At 60.9% G+C, this 23461-nt stretch carries 22 protein-coding genes and 1 tRNA gene; 10 read left to right on the top strand and 13 right to left on the bottom strand.

Annotation, left to right across the window (positions count from 1 at the left end):
* Positions 1-32 precede the first annotated feature (32 nt).
* The 3 genes from RQ865_RS03885 to RQ865_RS03875 all read left to right on the top strand — a co-directional run bounded on the left by RQ865_RS03885 (position 33) and on the right by RQ865_RS03875 (position 2850).
* Complete coding sequence (locus RQ865_RS03885) at positions 33-1121, top strand: branched-chain amino acid aminotransferase (RefSeq protein ID WP_311477705.1); 1089 nt, start codon at positions 33-35, stop codon at positions 1119-1121.
* 114 nt (positions 1122-1235) lie between these two features.
* Entirely contained in the window at positions 1236-2648 is a 1413-nt protein-coding gene (locus tag RQ865_RS03880) for a hypothetical protein (RefSeq protein ID WP_311477703.1), read from the top strand.
* Positions 2649-2688: 40 nt separating this feature from the next.
* On the top strand, positions 2689-2850 hold the full coding sequence (locus tag RQ865_RS03875; protein WP_311477701.1) for a hypothetical protein: 162 nt from the start codon (positions 2689-2691) through the stop codon (positions 2848-2850).
* On the opposite strand, the gene RQ865_RS03870 is transcribed toward RQ865_RS03875, so the two are convergent.
* The 5 genes from RQ865_RS03870 to RQ865_RS03850 all read right to left on the bottom strand — a co-directional run bounded on the left by RQ865_RS03870 (position 2847) and on the right by RQ865_RS03850 (position 7697).
* A complete protein-coding gene (locus RQ865_RS03870) occupies positions 2847-4283 on the bottom strand; it encodes a PucR family transcriptional regulator ligand-binding domain-containing protein (RefSeq protein WP_311477699.1) in 1437 nt (478 codons plus the stop codon). The two genes, RQ865_RS03875 and RQ865_RS03870, sit on opposite strands and share 4 nt — an antisense overlap.
* Before the next feature lie 79 nt (positions 4284-4362).
* Positions 4363-4821, bottom strand: coding sequence for a hypothetical protein (locus RQ865_RS03865; RefSeq protein WP_311477698.1), 459 nt, complete (start codon positions 4819-4821; stop codon positions 4363-4365).
* 313 nt (positions 4822-5134) lie between these two features.
* A complete protein-coding gene (locus RQ865_RS03860) occupies positions 5135-5593 on the bottom strand; it encodes a hypothetical protein (RefSeq protein ID WP_311477696.1) in 459 nt (152 codons plus the stop codon).
* 143 nt (positions 5594-5736) lie between these two features.
* On the bottom strand, positions 5737-7398 hold the full coding sequence (locus tag RQ865_RS03855) for a hypothetical protein (protein ID WP_311477694.1): 1662 nt from the start codon (positions 7396-7398) through the stop codon (positions 5737-5739).
* Positions 7395-7697 carry a hypothetical protein gene (locus RQ865_RS03850; protein ID WP_311477693.1) on the bottom strand — a complete coding sequence of 101 codons (303 nt, stop codon included), beginning with the start codon at positions 7695-7697 and terminating at the stop codon, positions 7395-7397. The genes RQ865_RS03855 and RQ865_RS03850 overlap by 4 nt, the downstream gene beginning before the upstream one ends.
* 333 nt (positions 7698-8030) lie before the next feature.
* Here RQ865_RS03850 and gabT point away from each other — a divergent pair, with 333 nt between their 5' ends.
* Complete coding sequence (gene gabT, locus RQ865_RS03845) at positions 8031-9356, top strand: 4-aminobutyrate--2-oxoglutarate transaminase (RefSeq protein WP_311477691.1); 1326 nt, start codon at positions 8031-8033, stop codon at positions 9354-9356.
* A 105-nt stretch (positions 9357-9461) separates the two neighbouring features.
* Here gabT and RQ865_RS03840 read toward each other — a convergent pair whose 3' ends face one another.
* The gene (locus RQ865_RS03840; protein ID WP_311477689.1) at positions 9462-10118 is read right to left on the bottom strand and encodes a TetR/AcrR family transcriptional regulator; all 657 of its coding nucleotides are present in this window, start codon (positions 10116-10118) and stop codon (positions 9462-9464) included.
* A gap of 213 nt (positions 10119-10331) precedes the next feature.
* Between RQ865_RS03840 and RQ865_RS03835 the strand changes: the two genes are divergently transcribed.
* Both RQ865_RS03835 and RQ865_RS03830 read left to right on the top strand, forming a co-directional pair.
* Complete coding sequence (locus RQ865_RS03835; RefSeq protein WP_311477688.1) at positions 10332-11894, top strand: APC family permease; 1563 nt, start codon at positions 10332-10334, stop codon at positions 11892-11894.
* Between the two features lie 120 nt (positions 11895-12014).
* Complete coding sequence (locus tag RQ865_RS03830; RefSeq protein ID WP_311477686.1) at positions 12015-12791, top strand: fumarylacetoacetate hydrolase family protein; 777 nt, start codon at positions 12015-12017, stop codon at positions 12789-12791.
* On the opposite strand, the gene RQ865_RS03825 is transcribed toward RQ865_RS03830, so the two are convergent.
* Entirely contained in the window at positions 12788-13747 is a 960-nt protein-coding gene (locus tag RQ865_RS03825; protein ID WP_311477684.1) for an ion transporter, read from the bottom strand. The two genes, RQ865_RS03830 and RQ865_RS03825, sit on opposite strands and share 4 nt — an antisense overlap.
* 158 nt (positions 13748-13905) lie before the next feature.
* Between RQ865_RS03825 and gltX the strand changes: the two genes are divergently transcribed.
* The 3 genes from gltX (at position 13906) to RQ865_RS03810 (ending at position 16656) form a co-directional block, all read left to right on the top strand.
* Positions 13906-15417 carry a glutamate--tRNA ligase gene (gene gltX, locus RQ865_RS03820; RefSeq protein WP_311477682.1) on the top strand — a complete coding sequence of 504 codons (1512 nt, stop codon included), beginning with the start codon at positions 13906-13908 and terminating at the stop codon, positions 15415-15417.
* Positions 15418-15470: 53 nt separating this feature from the next.
* Positions 15471-16415, top strand: coding sequence for an NAD(P)/FAD-dependent oxidoreductase (locus RQ865_RS03815; protein WP_311477681.1), 945 nt, complete (start codon positions 15471-15473; stop codon positions 16413-16415).
* Positions 16416-16584: 169 nt separating this feature from the next.
* Positions 16585-16656: transfer RNA gene (locus RQ865_RS03810), tRNA-Gln, on the top strand.
* Positions 16657-16674: 18 nt separating this feature from the next.
* Here RQ865_RS03810 and RQ865_RS03805 read toward each other — a convergent pair.
* The gene (locus tag RQ865_RS03805; RefSeq protein ID WP_311477679.1) at positions 16675-16815 is read right to left on the bottom strand and encodes a hypothetical protein; all 141 of its coding nucleotides are present in this window, start codon (positions 16813-16815) and stop codon (positions 16675-16677) included.
* Positions 16816-17062: 247 nt separating this feature from the next.
* Between RQ865_RS03805 and RQ865_RS03800 the strand changes: the two genes are divergently transcribed.
* On the top strand, positions 17063-18169 hold the full coding sequence (locus RQ865_RS03800; protein WP_311477677.1) for a DUF4272 domain-containing protein: 1107 nt from the start codon (positions 17063-17065) through the stop codon (positions 18167-18169).
* A gap of 63 nt (positions 18170-18232) precedes the next feature.
* On the opposite strand, the gene RQ865_RS03795 is transcribed toward RQ865_RS03800, so the two are convergent.
* From RQ865_RS03795 to RQ865_RS03775, 5 genes are all read right to left on the bottom strand, one after another.
* Positions 18233-18808, bottom strand: a complete 576-nt coding sequence (locus RQ865_RS03795; protein WP_311477676.1) for a hypothetical protein — start codon at positions 18806-18808, stop codon at positions 18233-18235.
* 10 nt (positions 18809-18818) lie between these two features.
* A complete protein-coding gene (locus RQ865_RS03790; protein WP_311477674.1) occupies positions 18819-19655 on the bottom strand; it encodes a DUF4261 domain-containing protein in 837 nt (278 codons plus the stop codon).
* 355 nt (positions 19656-20010) lie between these two features.
* Positions 20011-20322 carry a thiamine-binding protein gene (locus RQ865_RS03785; RefSeq protein WP_311477672.1) on the bottom strand — a complete coding sequence of 104 codons (312 nt, stop codon included), beginning with the start codon at positions 20320-20322 and terminating at the stop codon, positions 20011-20013.
* A 148-nt stretch (positions 20323-20470) separates the two neighbouring features.
* Positions 20471-21544, bottom strand: a complete 1074-nt coding sequence (locus RQ865_RS03780) for a hypothetical protein (RefSeq protein WP_311477670.1) — start codon at positions 21542-21544, stop codon at positions 20471-20473.
* 110 nt (positions 21545-21654) lie between these two features.
* Positions 21655-23403 carry a hypothetical protein gene (locus tag RQ865_RS03775; RefSeq protein ID WP_311477669.1) on the bottom strand — a complete coding sequence of 583 codons (1749 nt, stop codon included), beginning with the start codon at positions 23401-23403 and terminating at the stop codon, positions 21655-21657.
* Between the last annotated feature and the right edge of the window lie 58 nt (positions 23404-23461).

Genomic DNA, 23461 nt, shown 5'->3' with positions numbered 1-23461 from the left:
CCACTTTTCTTTACCTTCACGAAAGCTGCATTATGACCACCGCGAACTTCCGCATTGAACGCAACCCCAACCCGGCAAGTGATGCCGACCTTGCCAAAGCGTTTGAAAACCCCGGTTTCGGCAACTACTTCACCGATCATATGGCGGTGATCGACTGGAACATCGACACGGGCTGGCAGGATGCGCGCATCGTGCCCTACGGCCCGCTCACCCTCAATCCGGCCAATGCGGTGTTCCACTACGGCCAGGAAATCTTTGAGGGGTTGAAGGCCTACCGTCACCCCGATGGCTCGGTGCACACTTTCCGTCCCGAGCGCAACGCCGCCCGCCTGCAGTCGTCGTCGCGCCGCCTCGCCCTGCCAGAGCTTCCCACCGAGCTGTTTGTGGCGGCTATTCGCGAACTCGTGCAGGTGGATGAGCGCTGGGTGCCGCCGCACGGTCAGCAGCAGTCGCTGTATTTGCGCCCGTTCATGATCGCCAACGAAGACTTCCTCGGTGTGCGCGCCGCCGAAACGGCGACGTTCATGGTGATTGCTTGCCCGGTGGGTTCGTATTTCAGCGACCCCACGCGGCCGGTGAACATTTGGCTCGAAACCGAGTATTCGCGCGCTGGCCGCGGCGGCACCGGCTCGGCGAAGTGCGGTGGCAACTATGCCGCCTCAATGCTGCCGCAGCGAATTGCTTACGAGAAGGGCTGCGAGCAGGTGCTCTTCCTCGACTCGTGCAGCGAAACCTATCTTGAGGAGCTCGGTGGGATGAACGTGGTGCTGGTGTATGCCGACGGCACCGTGGTCACGCCAAAGTCTGACTCGATTCTGCCGGGGATTACCCGCGACAGTGTGCTCGAACTGTGTGAGCAGGCGGGCCGCAGGGTCGAGCGCCGTCAGATTTCGATTACCGAGTGGCGTGAGGGTGTTGCCGACGGCACGATCGTGGAGGCGATTGCGATCGGCACCGCCGCGGTGATTTCGCCGATCGGCGAGCTGCGTGCCCCCGATTTCACGATCGTGAACCCGCCGATCACTGAAGAATCATTCTCGATGCGGATTCGCGCCAAGCTCACCGGCATCCAGAACGGCCTCGAAACCGACGAGAACGGCTGGCTTCAGCGGCTCGTGTAGCGCATCAGCCGTAGGGATGATGCCGGTTCGAACGTTTCGCGCAGTTCTCGGTAGCATCCCAGCCGGACTCAAGCATCTGCTACATTGCGCCCCAACTAGCCAGGTGCCCGCGTCATGATCGTGGGGCCGAGAAGAGGTGGAACTGTGTCAGATTTTAGTGCCGAGATAGATGCTGTGCTGGGCAGCTTGAAGCAGGCTGCAATTGATGCGTACATGCGGGTGGAGATGAACTCCGAAGAAATGCTGAAAGGCGAGATCTGGGATGATTCGTATCGATGGGTACACGCGCAAACCTACCAGGTGATTGTCGAGCGCCCTAGGAATGGGGTAGGAGGAGGTTACTGTACGATAGAGATAATGGGTAGACCCGAGGTCGGGGACGATCAATACCTTGCTCGGTTCGCTGAAATCCGTGCCACAATTGATAGTGTTGTAGATCCCTGGCGGTCGCTCCCCGACCCGAGCAAGCTGCAAAGCGTGATGGACACCGCTACGGAGGTGGCCAGCATCCTGGCCCCGGATGGTGCTGACGGGGGTGGTGGTGTTGGGCTGCAGGCGAGCATCGCAGAGATCGAGCGTCATCTCGGGTCGATGACCGGACAGACTATTGCGGCTTTCAAACAGAACTTCCTTGGTGTGCTTGACTCAGTTGTCACCAATCTTTATCTGTTGCCAATTAACGCGGGCGCCGGAATGGCGGGCGAGCAGGGTGCACTTCAGCAGGCTCGAGAAGACTTCATCTCGGTGCTGAATCAATCAACTGCACGATTCAACGAGGTGGCCAAGATGGGTGGCAGTCCGGGTCGACTGTTGTTTACGCTCGTGAAATCCGCCAACTCTATGATCGGCAACTTCTTGCCCGCGCCTGCAAAGGTCGTGAGCTCTTCTGTCGGTGTAGTGCTTGGTCTCATTGACGAGCTCGGACTTGTCGAAGCAGACGAACCTGCCGCATCAGCGGCCGACTACGAGGCAGCAATGTCTGCTTTTCAAGATTCAGTCAAAAAGCTCAATGGCTCACTCCGGGATATTGAGTCGGAACTGACAGATAAGCTGCGTGAAATCAACCTCACCACGGTCTCTTCATATCAACAGTTTGATCTACGTATCCCGAAGGCCGAGCCGCACTCTGACGAGTATTCAGTAACCAAGATCGATGAAGATGCAGTTGACGATATCGTCAACGTTTATCTTCCCGATATCGCGAGCTTCTTGAGTACGGCAGCGAACCGTTCGAATGCAATGAGGATTGATGACGAGCTTGATCGTGATGCAAGTATTGGTTCGGGGGGTGTCGGTTCGAAATGGGAAATCAACGCGGTGTGCAGTCGACTCGAGAGTTTGCTGCGCGAACTCGCTTGGGAGGTTGAGTTCGCCCAGGATCAGCTGCGGTTGATTCGAGACCTGTTTGTCCAGAACGACGAAGCCGGTCGTGACGCTCTGTACCAACACGAGCGGCAGCTTGACTACCAGCACCACCCCTACGACCCGCGCGGAAAACAACCGATGGGGGGCTACTCGATTCAGTGACCTTGGAGGTCGGCGCCCTGAAGGTGGAAGGAATCTGCACATGAGCAAGACCGAACAGCAGCGCATCTTTACCGCTTGTGAAACGATGCGCCTTAACCAGCAGACCAAGGTGAATATTGTGATCGGCGTGGGCGCGGCTGCGATTACGGTTGCCGCCGTGATGGTTTTCCGTCCGCGCCGATACGCCGAGGTTGCCGCCTAACCCTGGTTCAGTCGCCGGGCGGTGCGCGCCAGAGTCAGCTGCACCGCATCCGGGGTGTTGCGCGGGTCGAGGCCCGTGAGTCGATAGATCTGCTCGATGCGATAGCGCACGGTGTTGCGGTGAGTGCCGAGCTTTGCCGCAACCTCGTTGATCGCGCCCGAGTGGTTGAGCACGGCATCCAGCGTCTCAACCAGCTGTGAGCCGTGTTCGGCGTCGGCACGCTCGAGAGGTTCGAGCACCGATGCCGCGAACTCGAGCACGGGAGCTTTCGCGGCAGCAAGCATGAGCGAAGCGATCGACAGTTTGCCCGAGGTTGAGATCACCTCGTCAGCATTGCGGTCGAGCGCGTCGATCGCTTCAAACCAGCTCCACCGCAGTGACGCTGCGGCGGGGTAGGGGCCACCGATGCCGATGCGGGCGCCGATACCGGCGGCTCGGGTTGCAGCCAGCAGCGCCTCGGCCGCTTTGCGTGGGGGATGGGCGGCCGGAACCGCCACAGCCAGCTTGCTTTCATGCATCCCCGCCGCCAGGCCATCGAGCGATGACGGCAACGGCAGGGATGCGAGCGCATTGGGCCGCTTCCCATCATCGGCGACCACGAGCAGCCGGTAGCTCGTTGCCGGGTCGAGGCCGATCGATTCGAGCCGGGGGGTAACGCGTTCGTCTGGCAGCCGGCCCTCGATGAGGTCGCTGAGCACCTGCCCGTTACGCTCGCGCAATTTGCGCAGATCGCGCGTGAGCTGCGCCAGATGCAACCCGATGAGCGAACGCGCCGAAAGTATCAGGGCGCGATTGGTGTGGGGCAGCGAGACATGCAGGGTGGCCTGACTGCGCGACCCTACCGCAATGGGCAGTGCCTCCCAGCCGTCGACCCGGGGGTCGTCAACCTCGAGACTGCCCGACACGATTTCGCCGTTGAAGCTCAGCGCGATATGGGCGCCGGTATCGTGGCCGAGCCGGTCGAGCATTGCGTCGAGCCCGCCGTCGCTGAGTAGGGCCTCAACCAGCCGCTGCTGGCGACGGTGCTGCGATTCGAGTCGGGCAAACTCTTCGGTGGCCTGGGATGCGGCGACCTTGCGGGCGATCGCGGTGAATGAGAGCTTGGCTGGCACTTCGAGCACCGGCAGATCGCGGCGACGCGCTTCGTCGAGCAGCACCTCGGGCACCTCGGTGTGGGTGAATCCCACTCCGAATGCTACCCCGCACGAACCCGCCTGCCGAACCGCCTCGAGAAAGGTGCGGATCGAGCGGATCGAGCGAAGCCGCATCCCGGTGGTGCACACCAGCTCGCCACCGGTGAGGAACTGTGAGGGATCGACGAGTTCAGTTGCGGCTGCCCATTCCACAGGCCGCTGCAGAAGTGTGCCGCCGCCGCTGCGAAGTTTCAAGCCGAGTTGGGGGTCAGCGACGAGATTCGCAATCGTGATGGCCATAGTCCGAGTCTAGTTGGGTGTCGTGCGGATGCACGACAGGCGGTGTCCACATGGTGCGCATGCCCACCTGGTGGTGTGTCTAGAGCTTCCCGCCGGGTGGCATCGTTTCAGGGATGAAACACGGGCTCCAGACGTAGACGCTAACGATGTAGCGGCTTGAGTCGCTGGGGAGCATGTAGCTGATCATGACTTGGTGGCCGTCGGTGCTCACAAGCTGGGTGCGTTTAGTGGGGTGTTCGGGAATCGAGTCGGGGGCGAACTCCAGGTCGGGGGAGTGGATGACGTCCTGGTAAAGCTGGTCAACGATTTCTTCGACGGGGGCGCCTTCGTCGAGGCGAGCGGAAAATGAGCCTGGGTACTGGTATCCGGAGGAATTGTCGTCGGATTGCCAGGACTCGGCAGACAGGATGGGCTTGCAGGGGAGAAGCGGGCTCGCAGGCGCGTCCTGCCAGGGAGAATTGAGATCGTTAGTGCTCAAATACTCCGGCGGCATTAGTTCGTAGATCACCTGCTGAATCTCTTGTGATCGTGACTTCATCTCGGTAGCTGCGGCAGTCGGAGTCGGCTCTGTACCCCCACCGCATCCCGTTAGAAACATCATCGCAATTACTGAGATCAGCACTTTGGGCAGCCGCGGAGTTCGGAGCGGTCGATGCGCGCCAGCCTTGTCATTAGTTCGTCTCAATTGCTGATCTCTTCCAGAATCGCGTCGAGCCCGCCGTGGCTGAGCGGAGCCTCAACCAGCCGCTGCGCAGCTTCAGTACGAGGCGACTGTGAGTCACAAGATCGACGATGGCGATGGGCATAGCACGAGCCTAGTCATTGGTGCGCCCGCTTATGCGGCGGTGTGCCTAGAGCTTCCCGCCGGGTGGCATTGTTTCGGGAATGAAACACGGGCTCCAGACGTCAACACTGACGATATGGCGGGTGCTGTCGCTTGGGAGAACGTAGCTGATGAGAACTTGGTAGCCGTCGGCGGTGATCAGCTGTGTCATGCTCGAAGGGTCTTTAGGAATGCTGTCGGGGGCGAACTCCAGGTCGGGGGAGTGGATGACGTCCTGGTAAAGCTGGTCAACGATTTCTTCGACGGGGGCGCCTTCGTCGAGGCGAGCGGAAAATGAGCCTGGGTACTGGTATCCGGAGGAATTGTCGTCGGATTGCCAGGACTCGGCAGACAGGATGGGCTTGCAGGGGAGAAGCGGGCTCGCAGGCGCGTCCTGCCAGGGAGAATTGAGATCGTTAGTGCTCAAATACTCCGGCGGCATTAGTTCGTAGATCACCTGCTGAATCTCTTGTGATCGTGACTTCATTGTGTTAGCGGCGGTCAGCGGGATCGGTTCGGTGTCCCCACTGCAAGCACTTAATGCCATGCTCAATATGGCAGTAGTAGTTAATGCTCTGTTTCTTTGGCGGTTATTGCTTCGTTGGGCAGTCAAGCTAGCGTCGCTTTCGCCTAGTTCTTGATCTCATTGATAATTGCGCGGATTCCGGTCTCATTCGTTTCGGGCCCTTGCGCAACACGAATGTGCCCTTCAATCACACCGTTGTTGATATGTGGTTCGAGGGTGATGTTTGCAAACTCCGGTCTATTGTGTGGTGTACGCGTGTAGGGGTCAAGCGCATTTATAAAGTCATTCTTGTATTGGATGTGAGCGTAATCGGTATTCGGGTTCTCGACCCAGTCGTCGACCAGGTATGAGCCACCCAGCGAGATAGATTCGTCGACGACCATCCCCTGCGCTTCAGCTGCTGACCCCTTGGTAACCCCAGCGCTGTGGCCGATAACCGTGGTCTGAGTTTGATCGCCGTAATCTTCTAGTTGTATGAGTCGTTGTAGGTCATAGACGCGCTCCCCGCGCTCGCGCATTTCGTTTGGAGACGAATTGGCACCTTCTCCTGACCACGTCGACCAGGGGCCGTCCTTGATGGTGAAAACTACTGCTTTTTCATCGAGCCGTTGGAGCTGCGCCACGATTGCCTCAGGAAGCAGCGTGATGCCTGACGACGAGAAGCTACCAAAGTCAGTGGAGGTTCCGGGCACGTAGCTAATCACGTGGTCGGGGGTGGTCTTGAGGTCGCCGTTGACTGCGATAACGCTGTCACTGTCTGGGTCGAACTTGACTGCACCGCCACTCTCGAGTAGATACTCGGCAGCATTTCTTTTGTCGCGGATTTCTTCAATCAATCGGATTTGTTTTGCTTGTTCTTCCGTTAAGAACATCATGCCGTGGCGGCTCCATGCGGTGCCACTTTCTGCTTTGGCCTCGTCATGGATTCGCTGCAACTCAGCGTCCAGATCTGGGTGGTCTGAGTAGCTCTTATCGAGGAAATCTTGCAGGTTCTGATCATTTGCTTCCTTGCGCACTGCAAGCGGGATTCCCGGGAGGTTGCCGATGATGTCTGGGAAGCTCGACAAGATCTGCCGCTGTTGTTCCTCGCTCAGTGAATCCCAGATCGCCCGTACCGCGGCGGGGTCATAGTTACTCCACTGCTCCACATCGTGGCGTAGAACAAAGGTCGTCGCTGAACTGCCCGATGCTTCTGCCGATACCCGATTATTGGTACAGATCGAAACGACTTCGGACAGGCTGGATTTCAATCGATCCCGAGTTTCTTGAGCCTCCTGGAGTAGGCGATTGACCGTTGCTTGAACGAGCGACTGCGCTCGTTTGGCTTGGCCGTACAGTAATTGAATACTGCCAAAGTACGAAGTTTGGGCAGGAATGTCCGTGGAATCGTTAACAGAACTAATAGCCTTGCGCAGCCACTCCTGAATTTCAACATTGCCAGCGTCGTCGATTATAAGAGAGTTGGCAGCAATTCGCGCGTCGGTTGCTTCCACCTCCAAGGCGATCTGCTCCACAGATTCCGCAGCAGTGTTGAGGGCGCGCATGAGTGCAGTCAGCGCAGTCTCTGCGACGTCTGATTTGTTCGCTAGCGCGTAGAGCGAGTCGCGAAGCGCATCGGCAGTCTGTCCCTTGCTCGACAACCTTCGCATCACAGAAGTGATGTCGTTGCCGGCCAGCTCGAGCTTTGTCTGCAAGTAATGTGCTTCGTGGTATGCGCCCTCGAGAGGTGTATCGCGCCACTCGCGTAAGTGGGCCCAGGTTGTCATTGCATCTCCAGGCGAATCGCGTCGAACATGGCTGCGAAGTCTTCGTCGGTATTCGCAAGGTCTTTGGCTGCTAAATAGCAAGCCTCACTCGTTTCGTCGCAGTATTTGGCCATGTCACGAATGAACGATTCAAGCTCGTCCATTACAGAACTAAGATCCGCTTGGCTGCCGCCCGGCATCGCCAGGTCTTCGGCAGCACGGCACTCATCAAGTCGTGGGTTGGCGAGCTCAGCCCCGACTTCGCCGACGTCGCGACTGGCACGTTCCAATTCACCTTCGAATACAACTAGCTCAGACACGCATTGCTCCATTGCCAATAAGCGGATCTTCGGGATGTAAACACCGGTAACTCACTGACATCCTAGCCGCAGGGGCGTGGTAAGGGCAAGCTATCCGGATTCAAATCCTGCTAGAGGGTGACGAGACTAAGCATCAACTCATCTTGAATGAATGCCGCTCATAATTCTGGTACGTGAAGCAGGCGCAGCACAATGGGGTGTGGTGTCGAGTGGGCTTTTGGTGCGTCTGCACCAAGAACCCGATGCGGGCGGTGCACCTGCCCATCTGATGCTGTCAATGTTGCGGCGTACAGTTATGCCAAACGTCGCAGAGTAGCGAAAGGATTGAGGGACATGGAGTTCCGTCTAGAGCAGAAGCGCAGCATCGTTACCGAGCTGCCCGGCCCCAAGTCGAAGGAAATTGCAGCACGCCGCGAGCAGTATGTCAGCAACTCGATTGGCTCGTCGCTGCCGAGCTACATCGAGGCCGCAGACGGCGCCATCCTGCGCGACATTGATGGCAACCAGTTTGTCGACTTCGGTTCGGGTATTGGTGTGACCTCGGTTGGTAACTCGAACCCCAAGGTTATTGCCGCCATCAAGGAGGCTGCCGACGCTGGTTCGCATTTCCAGATCAACACCGCGCCCTACGAGAGCTACATTGACCTCTGCCAGAAGCTCACCGAGCTCACCCCCGGTAGCTTCCCCAAGAAGGCCGCGCTGTTCAACTCGGGTGCCGAGGCCCTCGAAAACGCCGTGAAGATCGCCCGTAAATACACCGGTCGCGACGCGATCGTCGTGTTCGACCACGCCTTCCACGGTCGCACCAACCTCACCATGGCGATGACCTCGAAGGCCGCCCCCTACAAGGACGGCTTCGGCCCGTTTGCCCCCGAGGTTTACCGCATGCCGGCCAGCTACCCCTACCGTGACGGCCTCACCGGTGAAGAGGCTGCCGTCCGCACCATCAGCGCCATCGAAAAGCAGATCGGTGCCAAGAACGTTGCTGCCATCATTATCGAGCCACTGCAGGGCGAGGGTGGTTTCCTCGTTCCCGCCGAAGGGTTCCTCCCCGCGCTGGTGAAGTTCGCGAATGAAAACGGCATCGTTTTTGTTTCCGACGAGGTGCAGGCAGGTATGTGCCGCACCGGTAAGTGGTTCTGCTCGGAGTGGGAGGGCATCGAGCCCGACCTGGTTACCAGCGCCAAGGGTATTGCCGGTGGTATGCCGCTGTCGGCTGTGATCGGTCGTGCCGAGATCATGGACGCACCGCAGCCCGGTGGTATCGGCGGTACCTACTCGGGCAACCCGATTGCGAACGCTGCCGCACTCGCGACCATCCAGGCCTACGAAGACGAGAACATGGCCGCAAGCGCCCAGCGCATCGAAGCCAAGATTCGCGAGGTGCTCGAGCCGCTGGTTGCCGAACTCGACACCGTTGGTGAAGTTCGCGGCCGTGGCGCCATGATGGCGATCGAGCTCGTGAAGGGCGACTGCAAGACCCCGAACGCCGAACTGGTGAAGACCATTGTTGACGAGGCACTGAAGCAGGGCGTGATGTTCCTCACCTGCGGTACCTACGGCAACGTCATCCGCTTCCTCCCGCCGCTGGTCATCACCGACGAGCTGCTCGAGGATGCACTCGGCGTGCTCGTTGAGCTGCTGCGCAAGCACTCCTAAACGCTCATAACACAAACGGCGGGGTGAGTTGGCTACCCGATGGTAGCGGCTCACCCCGCCGCCAGTTTCCGTCTGATTCAATGCGGCGCGGCGCCGCTGGGCGCGTTAGCAGACTCCCAGACGTTCGGCGCTCGACTCGACAAACGCGGTGAGTCCGATGTCGAACAGTTCGTCGTTGATTTCGCGCGGGTTTCGACCGCGCTGTGAGGCCTCAACCGCCGCAACAAAGTTGGGGGCAACATCGCCCTCGTCGCCGGGGTCGAAGATATCGGCGGGCGCGAGTTCGTTGAAAGCCGAGCCGTAGATGAACGATTCGAGCGCGGCGATGAACGGCAGGCAGGCTTCGAACGGGAAACCCGCCCGGTGCAGTCCGCTCACCACCCGCTCATACATGGCCACCGTGCGCGGTGAATCGATGACCTCAATAGTCGCCACCGACGAAATCAGTTCGGCGTGGGCGACCATAACATCGCGGTAGCTTGCAGCCCAGGCTCGGGTCGCTTCGCGCCAGGGTTCGGTATCAAATGCCGAAGCATCCACCTCGCCCATGATCGAGTCGACAATCCAGCGCAGAATCTCTTGTTTTGAGGTGGCGTGGTTGTAGAGGGCTGACGGGGTGACCGATAGTCGTTGCGCGAGTCGGGTCATGGTCAGTGCCGGCACACCGTCACTTGTAATGATGCGTCGTGCCGCATCCGTTATCACTTCGCGATTGAGAATACGCGTGCGCGGTCGTCCCGCGGGGCGTCGGTTACCAACCATGTCTTGCCTCCTTGCCACACAAGCTTAAGGCCATGTTTGGATAGCGGATGACGTCTGGGAGTCACAGCAAAAATGATCCATATTCGCTACGATGATCCTGACAGCGCGTACTCGCAGCAGACTCACGCTATTTCCCGAGCGATCGCCAACTGTCGTGGCTGGCCCGCGACTCTGCCCGCCAGCATCCATCTGTGCTGAAAGGGGTACTGGAACGTGCCTGACACGAGTAACTACCGCACCATCACTCCCACCGGTACGGTTCAGTCGAAGGGCCTCAGCGCTGGCAAGGTTGGGGTAGTTGGTGGCGCGGTCATCGGTGTTTCGGTGGTCGCCCCCGCATACACCCTCACTTCGGGTCTGGGCCCAACGGTGTCGGTTGCAGGGTTGCAGACACCGGCAATTTTGCTGATCGGTTTTGTGCCGATGCTCATGGTGCTGTTCGGATACCGCGAACTTAACCGCGCGGTTCCCGACTCGGGCACCTCGTTCACCTGGGCCTCTCGCGCGTTCGGTCCCTGGATCGGTTGGATGAGCGGATGGGGCCTGATTGCGGCCACGGTGCTGGTGCTGTCGAACCTTGCCGCAGTTGCCACCGACTTTTTCTTCATCCTGCTGGGGCAGATCTTCCAAAGCGATGCGCTGGCAGCTATCCCGCAAGAAAACCTGCTGGTGAACATCCTCGTCACCACGGTGTTCGTCGCCGCCGCCACCTATATCGGCTACCGCGGTGTCGAAGCGACAGAAAAAGTGCAGTGGGGGCTGGTGCTCTTCCAGCTGCTCGCGCTGATCTGGTTCTCGGTCGCGGCGATTATTTCGGCGCTCAACGGTAACGCCTACGACTATACGCAGCCCGACCTTTCGTGGTTCAATCCGCTGCAGATCGAGAGCCTGTCGATTGCGGTTGCCGGTGTATCACTGTCGATCTTCATGTTCTGGGGTTGGGACACCGTCATCACCATGAATGAAGAGGCGAAAGACCCTGCCCGCACGCCGGCTCGTGCATCGATTGTCACCATCGTCACGATCATCGCCCTCTACCTGCTGATCACCGTCGGCACTCTCATGTGGGCCGGTATCGGCAACGGCGAACTCGGTGCCGGTAACCCCGAAAACCAAGAGTCGATCTTCGCGGTGCTGGCGCCACACATTATGGGGCCGTTCGCCCTGCTGATGTCGATCGCTATCCTCACCTCGTCGCTGGCTTCGCTGCAGTCGACCATGGTTTCGCCGGCCCGCACACTGCTAGCAATGGGGCACTACGAGGCGCTGCCCAAGGGCTTCGCGCACGTGGATGAACGCTACAAGTCACCCTCCACCGCCACCTTCTGGGCGGCCGGGGCATCGCTGGTGTTCTACGTGGCGATGCGCCTGGTGAGTGAGAACGCGCTGTGGGACACGATCACCGCGCTCGGCATGATGGTTTGCTTCTACTACGGTGCAACCGGCCTGGCAGCGGTGTGGTACTTCCGCAAGAGCTGGTTTAACAGCGTCCGCAACTTCTTTATGCGCCTGCTGCTGCCGCTGCTGGGCGGCTTGACACTGGTGTGGATGTTCGTGCAGACGATCGTCGACTCGATGGACCCCGACTACGGCTCGGGTTCGTCAATCGGTGGTCTCGGGCTGGTGTTTGTTCTCGGCGTGACTGTGATGGCGCTCGGTGTGGTGCTGATGGTGATCATGCGCTTTGTCAGCCCGTCATACTTCAAACGCGAGACCCTGCCCATTTCGGAGCACGAACACGACAAGCGGGTCGGTGTGGAAGTGCTCGGCGAGTAGGCACGCCCAGCACCAAATATCACCACGACGGGGTCGGGATGCAGTGCATCCCGACCCCGTTTGATGTCGCCCTCGTAGCCTGGCAGCGGCCCGGCAGCTGGATGCGGTTAGACTCGGCGCATGAAAATCGCGCGCTACGAGCACCAGGGAAAACTTGCCTACGGCATCCTCGACGAGTCGACTGAAGAGCTGGTCACGCTGCACGGCGACCCGATTCTTGGCACGATCGACTCGTCGGATAGTCGCGTCGCGCTGCGGGATGTGCGACTGCTCGCGCCGGTGATTCCCCGCTCGAAGGTGGTGGCGTTCGGGCGCAACTATGCCGAACACGCTCGCGAACACGACAGCGAAGTTCCGGCCGAACCGATGATGTTTTTGAAGCCGAACACCGCGATCGTCGGACCCGACTACCCGATTGTGCTGCCACCACAGTCGCAGCAGGTGGAGCACGAGGTAGAACTTGCGGTGGTGATCGGCCAGGTGGCGCGCAATGTGCCCGCCGCCGACGCAAACCAGGTGATTTTCGGTTACACGATCGCCAATGACGTCACCGCTCGTGATCTGCAGCGCTCCGACGGGCAGTGGGGCCGTGCGAAAGGCTTCGACACGTTCTGCCCGCTCGGCCCCTACATTGAGACCGAGTTCAACACCGATGAGGGCGTGATCGGCTGCAAGGTGAATGGCGAGACTCGCCAGCTCGGCAATCTCAATCAGATGGAGCGCACGGTGGCCACCCTGGTTGAGTTCGCCTCGAGCGTGTTCACGCTGCTACCCGGTGACGTGTTGCTCACCGGCACCCCGGCGGGGGTTGGGCCGCTGGTCGACGGTGACGAGGTGGTGTGCGCTATCGAGGGTATCGGTGCGCTGCGTAACCCCGTTACCGCCACCGCCGACTAGTCGGAGTCGTCTGTGGTGTTCGGGCCGGGTTGCACCGTCGGCGGCAGCTCACCCCGCTCGATGGCCAGCAGGCGGCGAATCTCAGCAAGTTCTTCGCGCATCGCCACCAGTTCGTGACGGGTGGTGAATACCGAACCAGACTCCGGCAATTGTTCTTCAACCACCGGTGCGGGGTTAGCGACCGTACCCTCGCTGGTGGCTCCTAGGTTCGACATGGTGTCGAGGATCACGGCCACGAAGAGGTTGAGCATCACAAATGCCGACACCATGATGAACGGCACGAAGAACAGCCAGGCATCCGGGAACTCTGCCATCACCGGACGCACGATGCCCATCGACCAGCTCTCAAGCGTCATGATTTGAAACAGCGAGTAGAGCGACTTGAACACCGAACCAAACCAGTCGGGGAAACGCTCACCGAAAAGCGACGTCGCCATCACCGCGGCCACATAGAACACCAGCACCATCAGCCCGGCGATCGCACCGATGCCCGGCACCGCGCTGATGATGGCGGTGGCAATCCGACGCAGCTGCGGCATGCGGTTGGCAAGGCGCAACACCCGCAAAACGCGCAACGAACGCAGCACTGACAGCGGCCCGATGGCCGGCACCAGCGAGATGGCGACCACCAGGAAGTCGAAGATGTTCCAGCCGTCGCGGAAGAAACGACGGTCAAGTGCGATGATTTTCAATACGAGCTCGACCACAAACACGCTGAGGCAGAACACATCAATGATGTGCAGTAGCGTGCCGAAACGACTCATCACCGCCGGTGAGGTCTGTAGCCCGAGCACAATAGCGTTCACGACGATGAGCGCCAGAATCGCTGTCTGCGTTGCCGAAGACAGCACAAACTCGCCAATCTTGCGGCGCCAGCCACGGGCACCGGGGTTGGGGGTCCAGGGGATCGAGTCGGTTGGCTGACTGGTGCTAATAATGTGCGACTGTCGGTTCACAGAGATAGTTTAAGGAACACGCAGCAACCGCAAATAGTGCCAAAGTGTTGCTTTGGATACGACAAAAGTTGCGGTGTGCACAGTCGCGGTGAGCGCTCCGTCGCCGCCCGTGGCAAGCGAGCGAATTCCCAATCTGCCGCGCCTAGACTGGAGGCATCATGACTGCAGTTTCACTCGCGCCCGTGACCGAGGCCGCCGGCGCAGATATTCGTGTTCGTTTCTGCCCATCCCCAACCGGCACTCCGCACGTCGGGCTGATCCGCACCGCCCTGTTCAACTGGGCCTACGCCAAGCACACCGGCGGCACGCTCGTGTTCCGCATCGAAGACACCGACGCCGAACGCGACTCAGAAGAGAGCTACGAGATGATTCTCGAGGCGCTTCGCTGGCTCGGGCTCGACTGGGATGAGGGAATCGACGCTGCCGGTGAACACGGCCCCTATCGGCAGTCGCAGCGCGGTGAGATCTACGCCGAGGTCATCGAAAAGCTCAAGGAGGGCGGTTACCTCTACGAGTCGTTCGCGACGGCCGAAGAGATTGAAGCACGCAATATTGCCAATGGTCGCGACCCTCGCCAGGGCTACGACAATTTTGAACGCGACCTCACCGACGAGCAGCGTGCCGCCTATCGAGCCCAAGGGAGGCAGCCGAGCCTACGGCTGCGGGTGCCCGACACCGACCTGTCGTTCGACGACCTGGTGCGCGGCGAGATCACCTTCAAAGCCGGCTCATTCCCCGACTTTGTGGTGGTGCGTCCCAACGGCAAACCGCTCTACACGCTCGTGAACCCCGTCGATGACGCGCTCATGGGCATCACTCACGTGCTGCGCGGTGAAGACCTGCTCTCGTCGACGCCGCGACAGATCGCGCTCTATCACGCGCTCTACCAGGTTGGCGTTGCCAAGTTCATCCCACGTTTCGGTCACCTGCCGTATGTGATGGGTGAGGGGAATAAGAAACTCTCGAAGCGCGACCCAGAATCGAACCTCTTCCACCACCGCGATCGTGGTTTCGTGCCCGAGGGGCTGCTCAACTATCTGGCGCTGCTGGGCTGGTCGATCGCCCCCGACCGCGACGTGTTCACCATCGATGAGATGTGCGCAGCCTTCGACGTGCACGACGTCAACCCGAACCCGGCACGTTTCGATCTTAAAAAAGCCGAGGCGATCAATGGCGAACACGTGCGTCGCCTCGAACTGGGCGATTTTGCGCAGCGCCTCGAACCGTATCTGATTGCGGCCGGTGTGGTCAGCGACCCGCTCACCGATGACGAGCGCGCCACAGTGCTTGCGGTTGCGCCGCTCGTGCAAGAGCGGATGCAGCTGTTGGGTGAGGCGCCCGAGCTGATTGCCTTCCTATTTGAGACGACCGAAGACCTCGAATACCGCGAGGATGCGCTCAAGACGCTGAAAGACGGCGCCGCCGACACACTGCGCGCCACCAGCGAGGCGCTCGAGCAAGTGGACGAGTGGTCGACGGTGGCGATCGAGGCGGCGATGCGCGCGAAACTGATCGACGAACTCGGCCTGAAACCGCGGCTCGCTTTCGGCCCGGCACGCGTGGCGATCTCGGGCCGACGCATCTCGCCACCGCTATTTGAGTCGATGGAGCTGCTCGGCCGTGAGGCCACACTGGCTCGACTGGCGAAACTCACGCAGCAGCTGGCATAGTTTGCATCCGCGCCGCCTGCCGCATCCCGTTTTGTTGCCGAGAGGAATCTGACGTGACCGACGCAACCGAGTTCGCATCCGACGACCGCTACGAGGTGGTCATTGTCGGTGGTGGCCCTGCGGGGCTGCAGGCCGCGCTATTGCTGGCGCGGCAGCTGCGCCGAGTGCTGGTGCTTGACAGCAACCGACCGCGCCACTCGGCAACGCTCGAAGCGCACGGCTTTTTGTCACGTGACAATATCCCACCGAACGAGCTGCGGGCCGCCGGGCGGGCATCGGTGGAAGAGTACGAAACGGCCGAGATTCAATTTGCGAATGTCACGCGGGTGAGCCGCAGCGGTGATGGTTTCGAGATTGCCGCATCCGGTGTGCGCGGCACCCCGAACCGTCACGTGTGGGCCGAGCGGGTCATCCTGGCAACCGGCCTGCGCGAGGTGCATCCGCAATTGCCGTCGCTGCGCGCCTATTACGGCACCCACATTCACTCGTGCGTGGTGTGCGATGCCTGGAATCGCAAGGGTGCACGCATCGCGGTGTTTGGTGTGCCCGAGGCGAAAACGCTGGCGTATCGCGCGGGTCAGCTCGCGCGCATCGGTTCGCAGGTGGTGCTGTTCGCATCCGAACAGCAGGTGAATGAGTCGGATGCGCAGCGCCTGCGCGAGCGCGGCGTGATCGTTGACCGTCGCGAGATTGAAGATGTGGTGGGTGAGCGTGCCGATCTCACCGGTGTTCGCACCGTTGACGGTGAGATCACGCCGGTGGATGCGGCCTTTGTGCTGAACGGGTTTGTTGCGAACCTCGATTTTCTTGACGAAGAGCTGCGTCCTCCGCTGACCGAGGACGGGTTCGTGACGGCCGATAATTTTGGTCGCACGGCCGTGCCAAACCTCTACGCCACTGGCGAGTTGACCGCTCCAGGGCCCGAGGTGCTGATTATTTCTGCGGGCAAGGGTGCGCGCACCGCGATTGCCGCGCATCGGGATGCGATCGGGTTTTAGCGGGCGGTAGACGCAACTTCCGGCGCGGTTGGCACTGGCTGGCTGACGCATGTGGTGGCGGTTATTTGTGCCGAGTGGTGGCTGCTGTTGATTTGTCTGCGCCACGAGTTGCCATATGCGACTCTAGTGGGCTAAGCTCGTTTGGTGCGCCCGCGAGGGTCGCGACCCTTGGGGTATGGTGTAATTGGCAACACGGCTGATTCTGGTTCAGTTGTTCTTGGTTCGAGTCCAGGTACCCCAGCAAATAGCTCCCGGCTTCTTACCCGGGAGTTTCTTGTTTTCCGCGCGCATCCGCACCGCGCTCGCCGCGCTCCGCGCCGCATCCGCGCTCACCGTGCGCACCGCATCCGTGCGCCGCTGCTCGCAACGCATCCGCGCGCGCACCGCCTCGTGTGTGCATTCGCGTCAAATGTATGTGGCAGAACACACACATTTGACGCGAACCCACACAAAACCCGCTTGGGGCGTCGTGAAATGCGCGGAGGTGGGCGTGGTGGGGCGCGTGGTGGGCGTGGTGAGTGTGAAGCGCGCGCGGGGCGTCGTGAAGCGCGGGTGTGGGCGCAGGGTGCACAGACGCGAGCGGGTGCGGGGCAGCGCCGCGCACGCATCCCAAGATTCGGTTAACCCGGAAACGTAGCGTGCTACGCATGAGCATCGTGTTCACCGCATTCGCGACTGTCGCGCATCCCGTGCCGTTTTCCGGCAATGCTGCCCCGGGTGAGACCGGCTCGGCACCGACCTCGTTCTACTCGCTCGCAACCATGGAAAGCATGGAAGACGCGCACGCCTTCATCCTGAACCTCAGCGGTTTGGAAAACTACGTGGCTGAGCGCGGCTGGGAGGCATTCGGCGGGATGACGCCGCAGCTGTACGCCCTCATCCAGCACATCCGCGCCGTCAAAATTGAGTACCGCTTTGAACGGCCCGACAACTATTCCGCTGCCGACCTGCGCGAGCTCGCCGATTGGGCAGCCCAGGCCAACGCCATTTTTGTGCTGCCAGACGGCAGCGTTCGGGATGCGCAGGGTCGCGACCTCCTCGACCCCGACGCAGGCGGCGTGGTCCCGCGCACCGGTGCATCCCTGCACCGCCGCGACCAGGTTCGCAGTCAGCTCGCCGAACGAGGTGTGATTGTCCCCGGTCACCTCCCGCCCGTGCGCTCCGAGGTCGAGCTCACCCCGGCCGACCCGGCCGAGGTGCTGAACCGTACGGTGGTGCTCGCGGTAATCGCTGATCTGAGCGAAGAAATTTACCGCGGCGACGACATTGATCTGGATGATGTGGTCGATCTGCAGGGCAGCGGTGAGGTCACAGAAACCGAGGCGGAGTTCCTCGAACAGCTGCTTGCCGAAGCTCGCGGCGGCGGCAAATGGTCGGACGATTTGCGATCGAAGGCGCTCAATCACTCGTGGGGATTCGTGGCCGCCCACACGCTCGCCTGGGCATTCGGGCTCGTGCCGATGGATCCGTATGAGCTGCAGCCCGCCGATGTGTCCGCACTCAAGGACGCGTTGGAGACTGCCGTGGCCACCAATCAGCCCCAGCTTCGCGAGCTGGGCGAGCTGTGCGATGCGTGGGAAATCACCTACTCATGCCGCTGGTATGCCGTTGACCAGCAGTATCGTCAGGGGCAGCCGGGAGACCGGTTCGAGTTTGACGGCATGCAGAAATCAGTGCTTATCGAGCGGCAGCGGGCACTCGCCTGGCTGCTGCTGCAGGATGCACCCTACGACCAGGTTTCGCTCGACACCTAGCCGCTTACTAACACCGAGCCGCCTACTAACACCGAGCACCTACCGCCGGCCGGTCAAATGCGGCTACGCGATCTGCACGACGCGGCAGCGCTCGCACAGCGGGTAGCTGTCCAGGAACGGCTGGATGCGCTCGCGCATCTGCTCAAAGCTCTGGCCGTACATGTAAAGCGCGGTCTCCTCAGGGAGTTCCAGGTGGGAATTAATCCGGCCGATGCCCTGGATGAGACGCGTGCACTCGTCGTAAACCTCCCCGGCACTGGTGGATGCATACACCTCTTCGGGCAGGTCGGTGTCGTTGAGATAGAGGGCCAGTCCCTCCATGGTGCCGAACGGCTTTGGATCGTCCTCGCCGCCGAGACTCCAGGTTGAACCTTTGGGCGCGAGCATCGCACCCAGCACCTCGAGAACCTCCGGCACCAGATGCGCGCTTTCGACCTCCAGCTCGATATCGGCGGCCTCGATTTCACCGGCTTGTTTGTTGAATACGGTGCCGCCGCCAACCACATCCACGCCCCATCCCTGCTCGCGACAAAACTCGACGAGGGCATCCTCAAGTTCATGTCGGTGAACCGGCTGGAGTCGGGCAGTCAAACGAACATGCAGGTCAACGGGGCGCGGCTTCCGGAACCGGTCGAACATCGACGTTCGCCTATTGCATCTCGAGCTGCAGTGCGGTGAGCTCTTCGTCGTTGACGAATGGCTGCCACGATGTCTTGATCTTTTCATCCTCGCTGCGACCAATGGTTTCGCCGGCGGTGACGCGATTGCCCTTGAGCTGGTAATCGACAAAGTCCATCAAGAAGGAGAACAGCTCATTGGGTTTGCGCGATGAACCAACCACCTGGATTTCGGGGATACCCCAGTTCATGAGCCCCATCGAGTAAGCGTCCCAGCGGCCATCGTCGCGCGGAGACAACCACACCGGAGCCATGAACCCGGCCAGCAGCGGACTGTCGGGGTCGGTGATTGCGAGGAAGCTTTCCTTACTGTAGGTGGTCGCCACCTCGCCCGAGTAGTATCCGACCGCCTCATCGCGCTGCAGCATTGCCCGCACCGCGGTGACATGGTGCGCAACCACATCGAAGTGGTTCAGTCGCTCACTATCACGCCCCTGCGACAGAAGCGGCATCCCGGCCACCAGCAAGAAGGCCCGGTAGTTCTCGATTGCTTCTTCGGCGCCAGCACCGAAGAAGGGATGCAGCAGGTTTTGTGCCTCACGATCCGGGATCGGGTTCTCCATAATTTCGACTGCGCACCACAGCCCGTTCAAAGTGAACGACACCGTGTCGTCTTCATTTTCGCGCTCATCCCACTCGAGCACGTCATCCGGCGCGAGATTTCGGTTTAGTGCCTCGATCACCTGATCGGGATTGATGACCGAGTCGAGGAGTACATAACCAACGACCGGACTATCGCTCATCTCATAGTGCGGTTCGGTGCGGCTGCTGCCTGCGGGCTTCTTGCCCTTGCCAAGGAGTCCAAACATCGGGGTCCTGCCTCTAACATTGCGAGTTGCAGCGCCGTGCTGTCGCGGTCAACGAGGCGCGGCTGCCACGAGGTGGTGATCGTTTTGGTTGGTGCGGTAGAGGGTTTCGCCTACATGGATGCAGACGTATCCAACTACATACATCAAGAAGGCGAACAGTTCGTTAGGGGCGAGCAGCGGTGCGGCGCTCACCGCGCGCCGCACGCCTCCGCGCGCACGACTCCGCGCGCCGCGCTTACCGCACCGCGCTTACCGCCTCGTGTGTGCATTCGCGTCAAATGTGTGTGTTCTGCCACATACATTTGACGCGAACCCACACAAAACGAGCTCAAGTGGGCGGGGTACCGCGGCGCGGCTACTGCTGGCGCTCCTCGATGGCGCGTTCGAGTCGCGCCATCTTGTTGTCGAGCTCGTTCTCGTAGCCGGGGCGGATGTCGGCTTTGATGATGAGCGAGATGCGCGAGCCGAACGGCGCCACCGCCTCGGTTGCCGCTTTGATCACAGCAAAAACTTCGTCCCACTCGCCCTCGAGCGTTGTGAACATCGCATCGGTGTGGTGAGCGAGCCTGGATGCGCGCACCACCTCGACCGCCGCGGCTACCGCATCCGATACCGAACCGTCAGCGCGTGCTGTGCCGCTTGGAGCAACCGAAAATGCTGCGAGCATGAAAATCCTCCTGGCTGTTTGGAGATGCAATGCGCTCAGTTTACGTTCCACGGTGCAGAGCCGTAGCAAGCAAACAACCCGCACAAGACGAGCGGGGTGCCCGTGCCTCTATTGCACGGACACCCCGCTCGGGTGCAGTTCGTCTGCCCTACACGATGGTGTCGAGTACGCCGTCACCGTCGGTGTCGACTTGGGTCTGGTCGAATACGCCGTCACCGTCGGTGTCAACATACATCTCGTCGACGTATCCGTCGCCATTGACGTCGACACCAACGGCGTCGACAACGCCGTCACCGTCGAGGTCGAAGTGTGCCGAGTCGGCGACGCCGTCGCCGTCCGAGTCGAAGGTGTCTTCCGAGTAGCCCGAGTATGGGTCGGCACCGAAGCTGTCGGTGCTGTCACCCATGGGGTCGGCGCCGAAGCTGTCGGTGGTGTCAGCACCGTAGTCGTTGCCAAACTCGTTGCCGTAGTCGGCACCGGGGCCGGGGATACCCTGGGCCCCGTCCTGCTCGGTAGCGCCGTAGTCGTCAGAGGGGCCGATAGTGCCCCCACCGCTGCCACCATTGCTGTCGTAGCCGCTGGTGTCGACCACGCCGTCTTCATCGATGTCGTAGTACTCGGTGTCGAGCACGCCGTCGCCATCGGCGTCAACCGTGTAAACGTCGGCAACACCGTTGCCATCGGAATCGGTAATCATGGTTTCAGCGATGCCGTCGCCATCGAGGTCGACCATGGCCGAGTCGTTGATGCCGTCGCCGTCGGCGTCGATAGTGGCCTCGTGCGAGGTCGAACCATCGCTATTCACCGGGTCGGTGCCGTAGCCGTCAGCGCCGTAGCCGCCCGTGGGGTCGGTGGGCTCAGAACTGTAGCCATCGGTGCCGTAGCTATCGGTCGGTTCGGTGCTGCTCGCGCCGCCTTCGAGGCTCGAAAGATCTGTGGTGGAGGCGTCGGCAAAGCCGTCGCCGTCGCTGTCAACCAGCGCGAGGTCGGGCTGGCCGTCGCCGTCGGTGTCGAGGATGGTGGTTTCCTGGTAGCCGTCACCATCACCGTCGAAGGTTGCGAGATCGATCTGCCCGTCGCCATCGGTGTCAATCACCATCGCGTCATTGATGCCGTCGCCGTTGGTGTCGACCGCGGCTGCATCCGCGATGCCGTCGCCGCTGAGATCGACGGGGGTTACGCCCTCACCTGCGGTGGGGAGGTTCGAGTGCTGGTCGGTCATTGCTTTGCCTTTCGCCTCGGTCTTGAGTAGATCGCTTGGTTATCAATGAGATGCGCGGAGCCGGAAGAAAGTTCCTGACTCCGCGCATCTGGGTTGCGAATTTTTTCTTGTTAGAACGCTTCGGTGCCGTCGAAGTGTCCGTCGCCGTCGGTGTCGACCATAACTGAGTCGAGGGTGCCGTCACCGTCGGTGTCGACTAGCACGGTGTCGTAGCTGCCGTCGCCGTCGGTGTCGACGTACACGACCTCGGCCATGCCGTCACCGTCGAAGTCGGAGCCCAACGCGTCGAGCTGGCCGTCGCCGTCGAGGTCGACATAGGTCGATTCGTTGAAACCGTCGCCATCGAGGTCGAACTGGTTGCCCATTTCGGGGCTGTTGAACTGGTCACCGTATTCGGTGGTCTCATCCATGATGCCGTCGCCGTCGGTGTCGCTGAGCTGGGTGTCAAAGACGCCGTCACCATTGGTGTCCGACACGCGCGTGTCGAAGTTGCCGTCGCCGGTCGTGTCGGCTTCCATCGTGTCGATGCGGCCGTCACCGTCGCTGTCAAAGCCGACTGCATCGATCACACCGTCGCCGTCAGTGTCGATCTCGACGCGGTCCATCAGGCCGTCACCGTTGGTGTCAAGCACGCGTGCATCGTTGATGCCGTCGCCGTCAGTGTCGATGGTGATTTCGTCGATGATGCCGTCGTTGTCTTGGTCGATGAAGGTCGTGTCGGCTTCACCGTCACCGTCGATGTCGTAGTAGGTGGCATCGATCGTGCCGTCACCGTCAACATCAACCGCGTTTGACGATGCGTAGCTGCCAGCATCCGGGGCCAGGTCTTCGGCGGTGACCGCTTCGGGCGTCTGGTCGCCGAGCTCGGGCAGCACAGACGAACTGGTGTCGGGCTGCGGGGCGGTGCCCACGGGGTCCGGGGTGGTGCCCACCGGGTCTTGGGTGGCGCCACCAGCGTTATCGCTGTAGGTGTAGTCGATAGTGCCATCACCGTCGAAGTCCATGGCAAACTCGTCGACAATGCCGTCGCCGTCGGTGTCGATCGCGACGGTGTCGGCAACGCCGTCGCCGTCGGTGTCGGCGATGAGGTAGTCGTGCTGGCCGTCGCCGTCGGTGTCGATGAACTGTGTGTCGACCTGACCGTCACCATCGGCGTCGAGGAGGACTGTCTCGTTGATGCCGTCGCCATCGAGGTCGACTTCTTGCATACCGTACTCGTCGAGGCCGCCGGCACCGGGGTCATTGGGCTGGTCAGGAACCATGCTGTCGGTGTCGTTGCCGGTGGGGTCGCCACCGATGGGTTCGTCGCCGGTGGGGCCACCGATGGGTTCGTTGCCGACCGGTTCGTTACCGACGGGCTCGTTACCGACGGGCTCGTTGCCGACCGGTTCGTTGCCGACCGGTTCGGTGGTGGGATCGGTGGGCTGGGCCTGCTCAGGGCCGGTTTCGCCCCCGGAGATCGGGTTGCCGTTGGCATCGAAGCGCTGGTCATAGGTGCCGTCACCGTCTGAGTCGTAAGCGAGCTCGTCGTATTCGCCGTCGCCATCGACGTCGTAGGCAACCGCGTCGAACGTGCCGTTACCGTCGGTGTCTACCAGCATGGTCTCGTAGTTACCGTCGCCGTCAGCGTCGGTCATGACCATGTCGGCCTGGTTGTTGCCAGTGACGTCGACGGCAATCGAATCGTTGATGCCGTCACCATTGCTGTCGAACTCCTGCATCCCGTACTCGTTGAAGCCGCCTTCGATGTCGGCTGCGTCGGTGATGTTCGAGGTGGTGTCGGTTGCTTCGGTGCCATCGAGCTGGTCAGGGTTGACCGCCGAGCTGTCCATCGGTTCGAATGAGTTGCGCTGCGACATGAGCGGGGATCCTTTCGGGAGGAAGTTTCGGTGGTTTTTCGAAGTCACTGATTGGAGC

The sequence above is a fragment of the uncultured Gulosibacter sp. genome (assembly GCF_963509965.1).
Classification (GTDB): Bacteria; Actinomycetota; Actinomycetes; order Actinomycetales; family Microbacteriaceae; genus Gulosibacter.
This window is presented reverse-complemented; position numbering and strand designations above follow the sequence as displayed.

What these genes read in the sequence shown, in the direction of transcription:
- RQ865_RS03885 (WP_311477705.1), top strand. Translation starts at nt 33, where the DNA reads ATGACCACCGCGAACTTCCGCATTGAACGCAACCCCAACCCGGCAAGT.
- RQ865_RS03880 (WP_311477703.1), top strand. Translation starts at nt 1,236, where the DNA reads ATGATCGTGGGGCCGAGAAGAGGTGGAACTGTGTCAGATTTTAGTGCC.
- RQ865_RS03875 (WP_311477701.1), top strand. Translation starts at nt 2,689, where the DNA reads ATGAGCAAGACCGAACAGCAGCGCATCTTTACCGCTTGTGAAACGATG.
- RQ865_RS03870 (WP_311477699.1), bottom strand. Translation starts at nt 4,283, where the DNA reads ATGGCCATCACGATTGCGAATCTCGTCGCTGACCCCCAACTCGGCTTG.
- RQ865_RS03865 (WP_311477698.1), bottom strand. Translation starts at nt 4,821, where the DNA reads ATGAAGTCACGATCACAAGAGATTCAGCAGGTGATCTACGAACTAATG.
- RQ865_RS03860 (WP_311477696.1), bottom strand. Translation starts at nt 5,593, where the DNA reads ATGAAGTCACGATCACAAGAGATTCAGCAGGTGATCTACGAACTAATG.
- RQ865_RS03855 (WP_311477694.1), bottom strand. Translation starts at nt 7,398, where the DNA reads ATGACAACCTGGGCCCACTTACGCGAGTGGCGCGATACACCTCTCGAG.
- gabT (WP_311477691.1), top strand. Translation starts at nt 8,031, where the DNA reads ATGGAGTTCCGTCTAGAGCAGAAGCGCAGCATCGTTACCGAGCTGCCC.
- RQ865_RS03840 (WP_311477689.1), bottom strand. Translation starts at nt 10,118, where the DNA reads ATGGTTGGTAACCGACGCCCCGCGGGACGACCGCGCACGCGTATTCTC.
- RQ865_RS03830 (WP_311477686.1), top strand. Translation starts at nt 12,015, where the DNA reads ATGAAAATCGCGCGCTACGAGCACCAGGGAAAACTTGCCTACGGCATC.
- gltX (WP_311477682.1), top strand. Translation starts at nt 13,906, where the DNA reads ATGACTGCAGTTTCACTCGCGCCCGTGACCGAGGCCGCCGGCGCAGAT.
- RQ865_RS03805 (WP_311477679.1), bottom strand. Translation starts at nt 16,815, where the DNA reads ATGCACACACGAGGCGGTGCGCGCGCGGATGCGTTGCGAGCAGCGGCG.
- RQ865_RS03800 (WP_311477677.1), top strand. Translation starts at nt 17,063, where the DNA reads ATGAGCATCGTGTTCACCGCATTCGCGACTGTCGCGCATCCCGTGCCG.
- RQ865_RS03795 (WP_311477676.1), bottom strand. Translation starts at nt 18,808, where the DNA reads ATGTTCGACCGGTTCCGGAAGCCGCGCCCCGTTGACCTGCATGTTCGT.
- RQ865_RS03790 (WP_311477674.1), bottom strand. Translation starts at nt 19,655, where the DNA reads ATGTTTGGACTCCTTGGCAAGGGCAAGAAGCCCGCAGGCAGCAGCCGC.
- RQ865_RS03785 (WP_311477672.1), bottom strand. Translation starts at nt 20,322, where the DNA reads ATGCTCGCAGCATTTTCGGTTGCTCCAAGCGGCACAGCACGCGCTGAC.
- RQ865_RS03780 (WP_311477670.1), bottom strand. Translation starts at nt 21,544, where the DNA reads ATGACCGACCAGCACTCGAACCTCCCCACCGCAGGTGAGGGCGTAACC.
- RQ865_RS03775 (WP_311477669.1), bottom strand. Translation starts at nt 23,403, where the DNA reads ATGTCGCAGCGCAACTCATTCGAACCGATGGACAGCTCGGCGGTCAAC.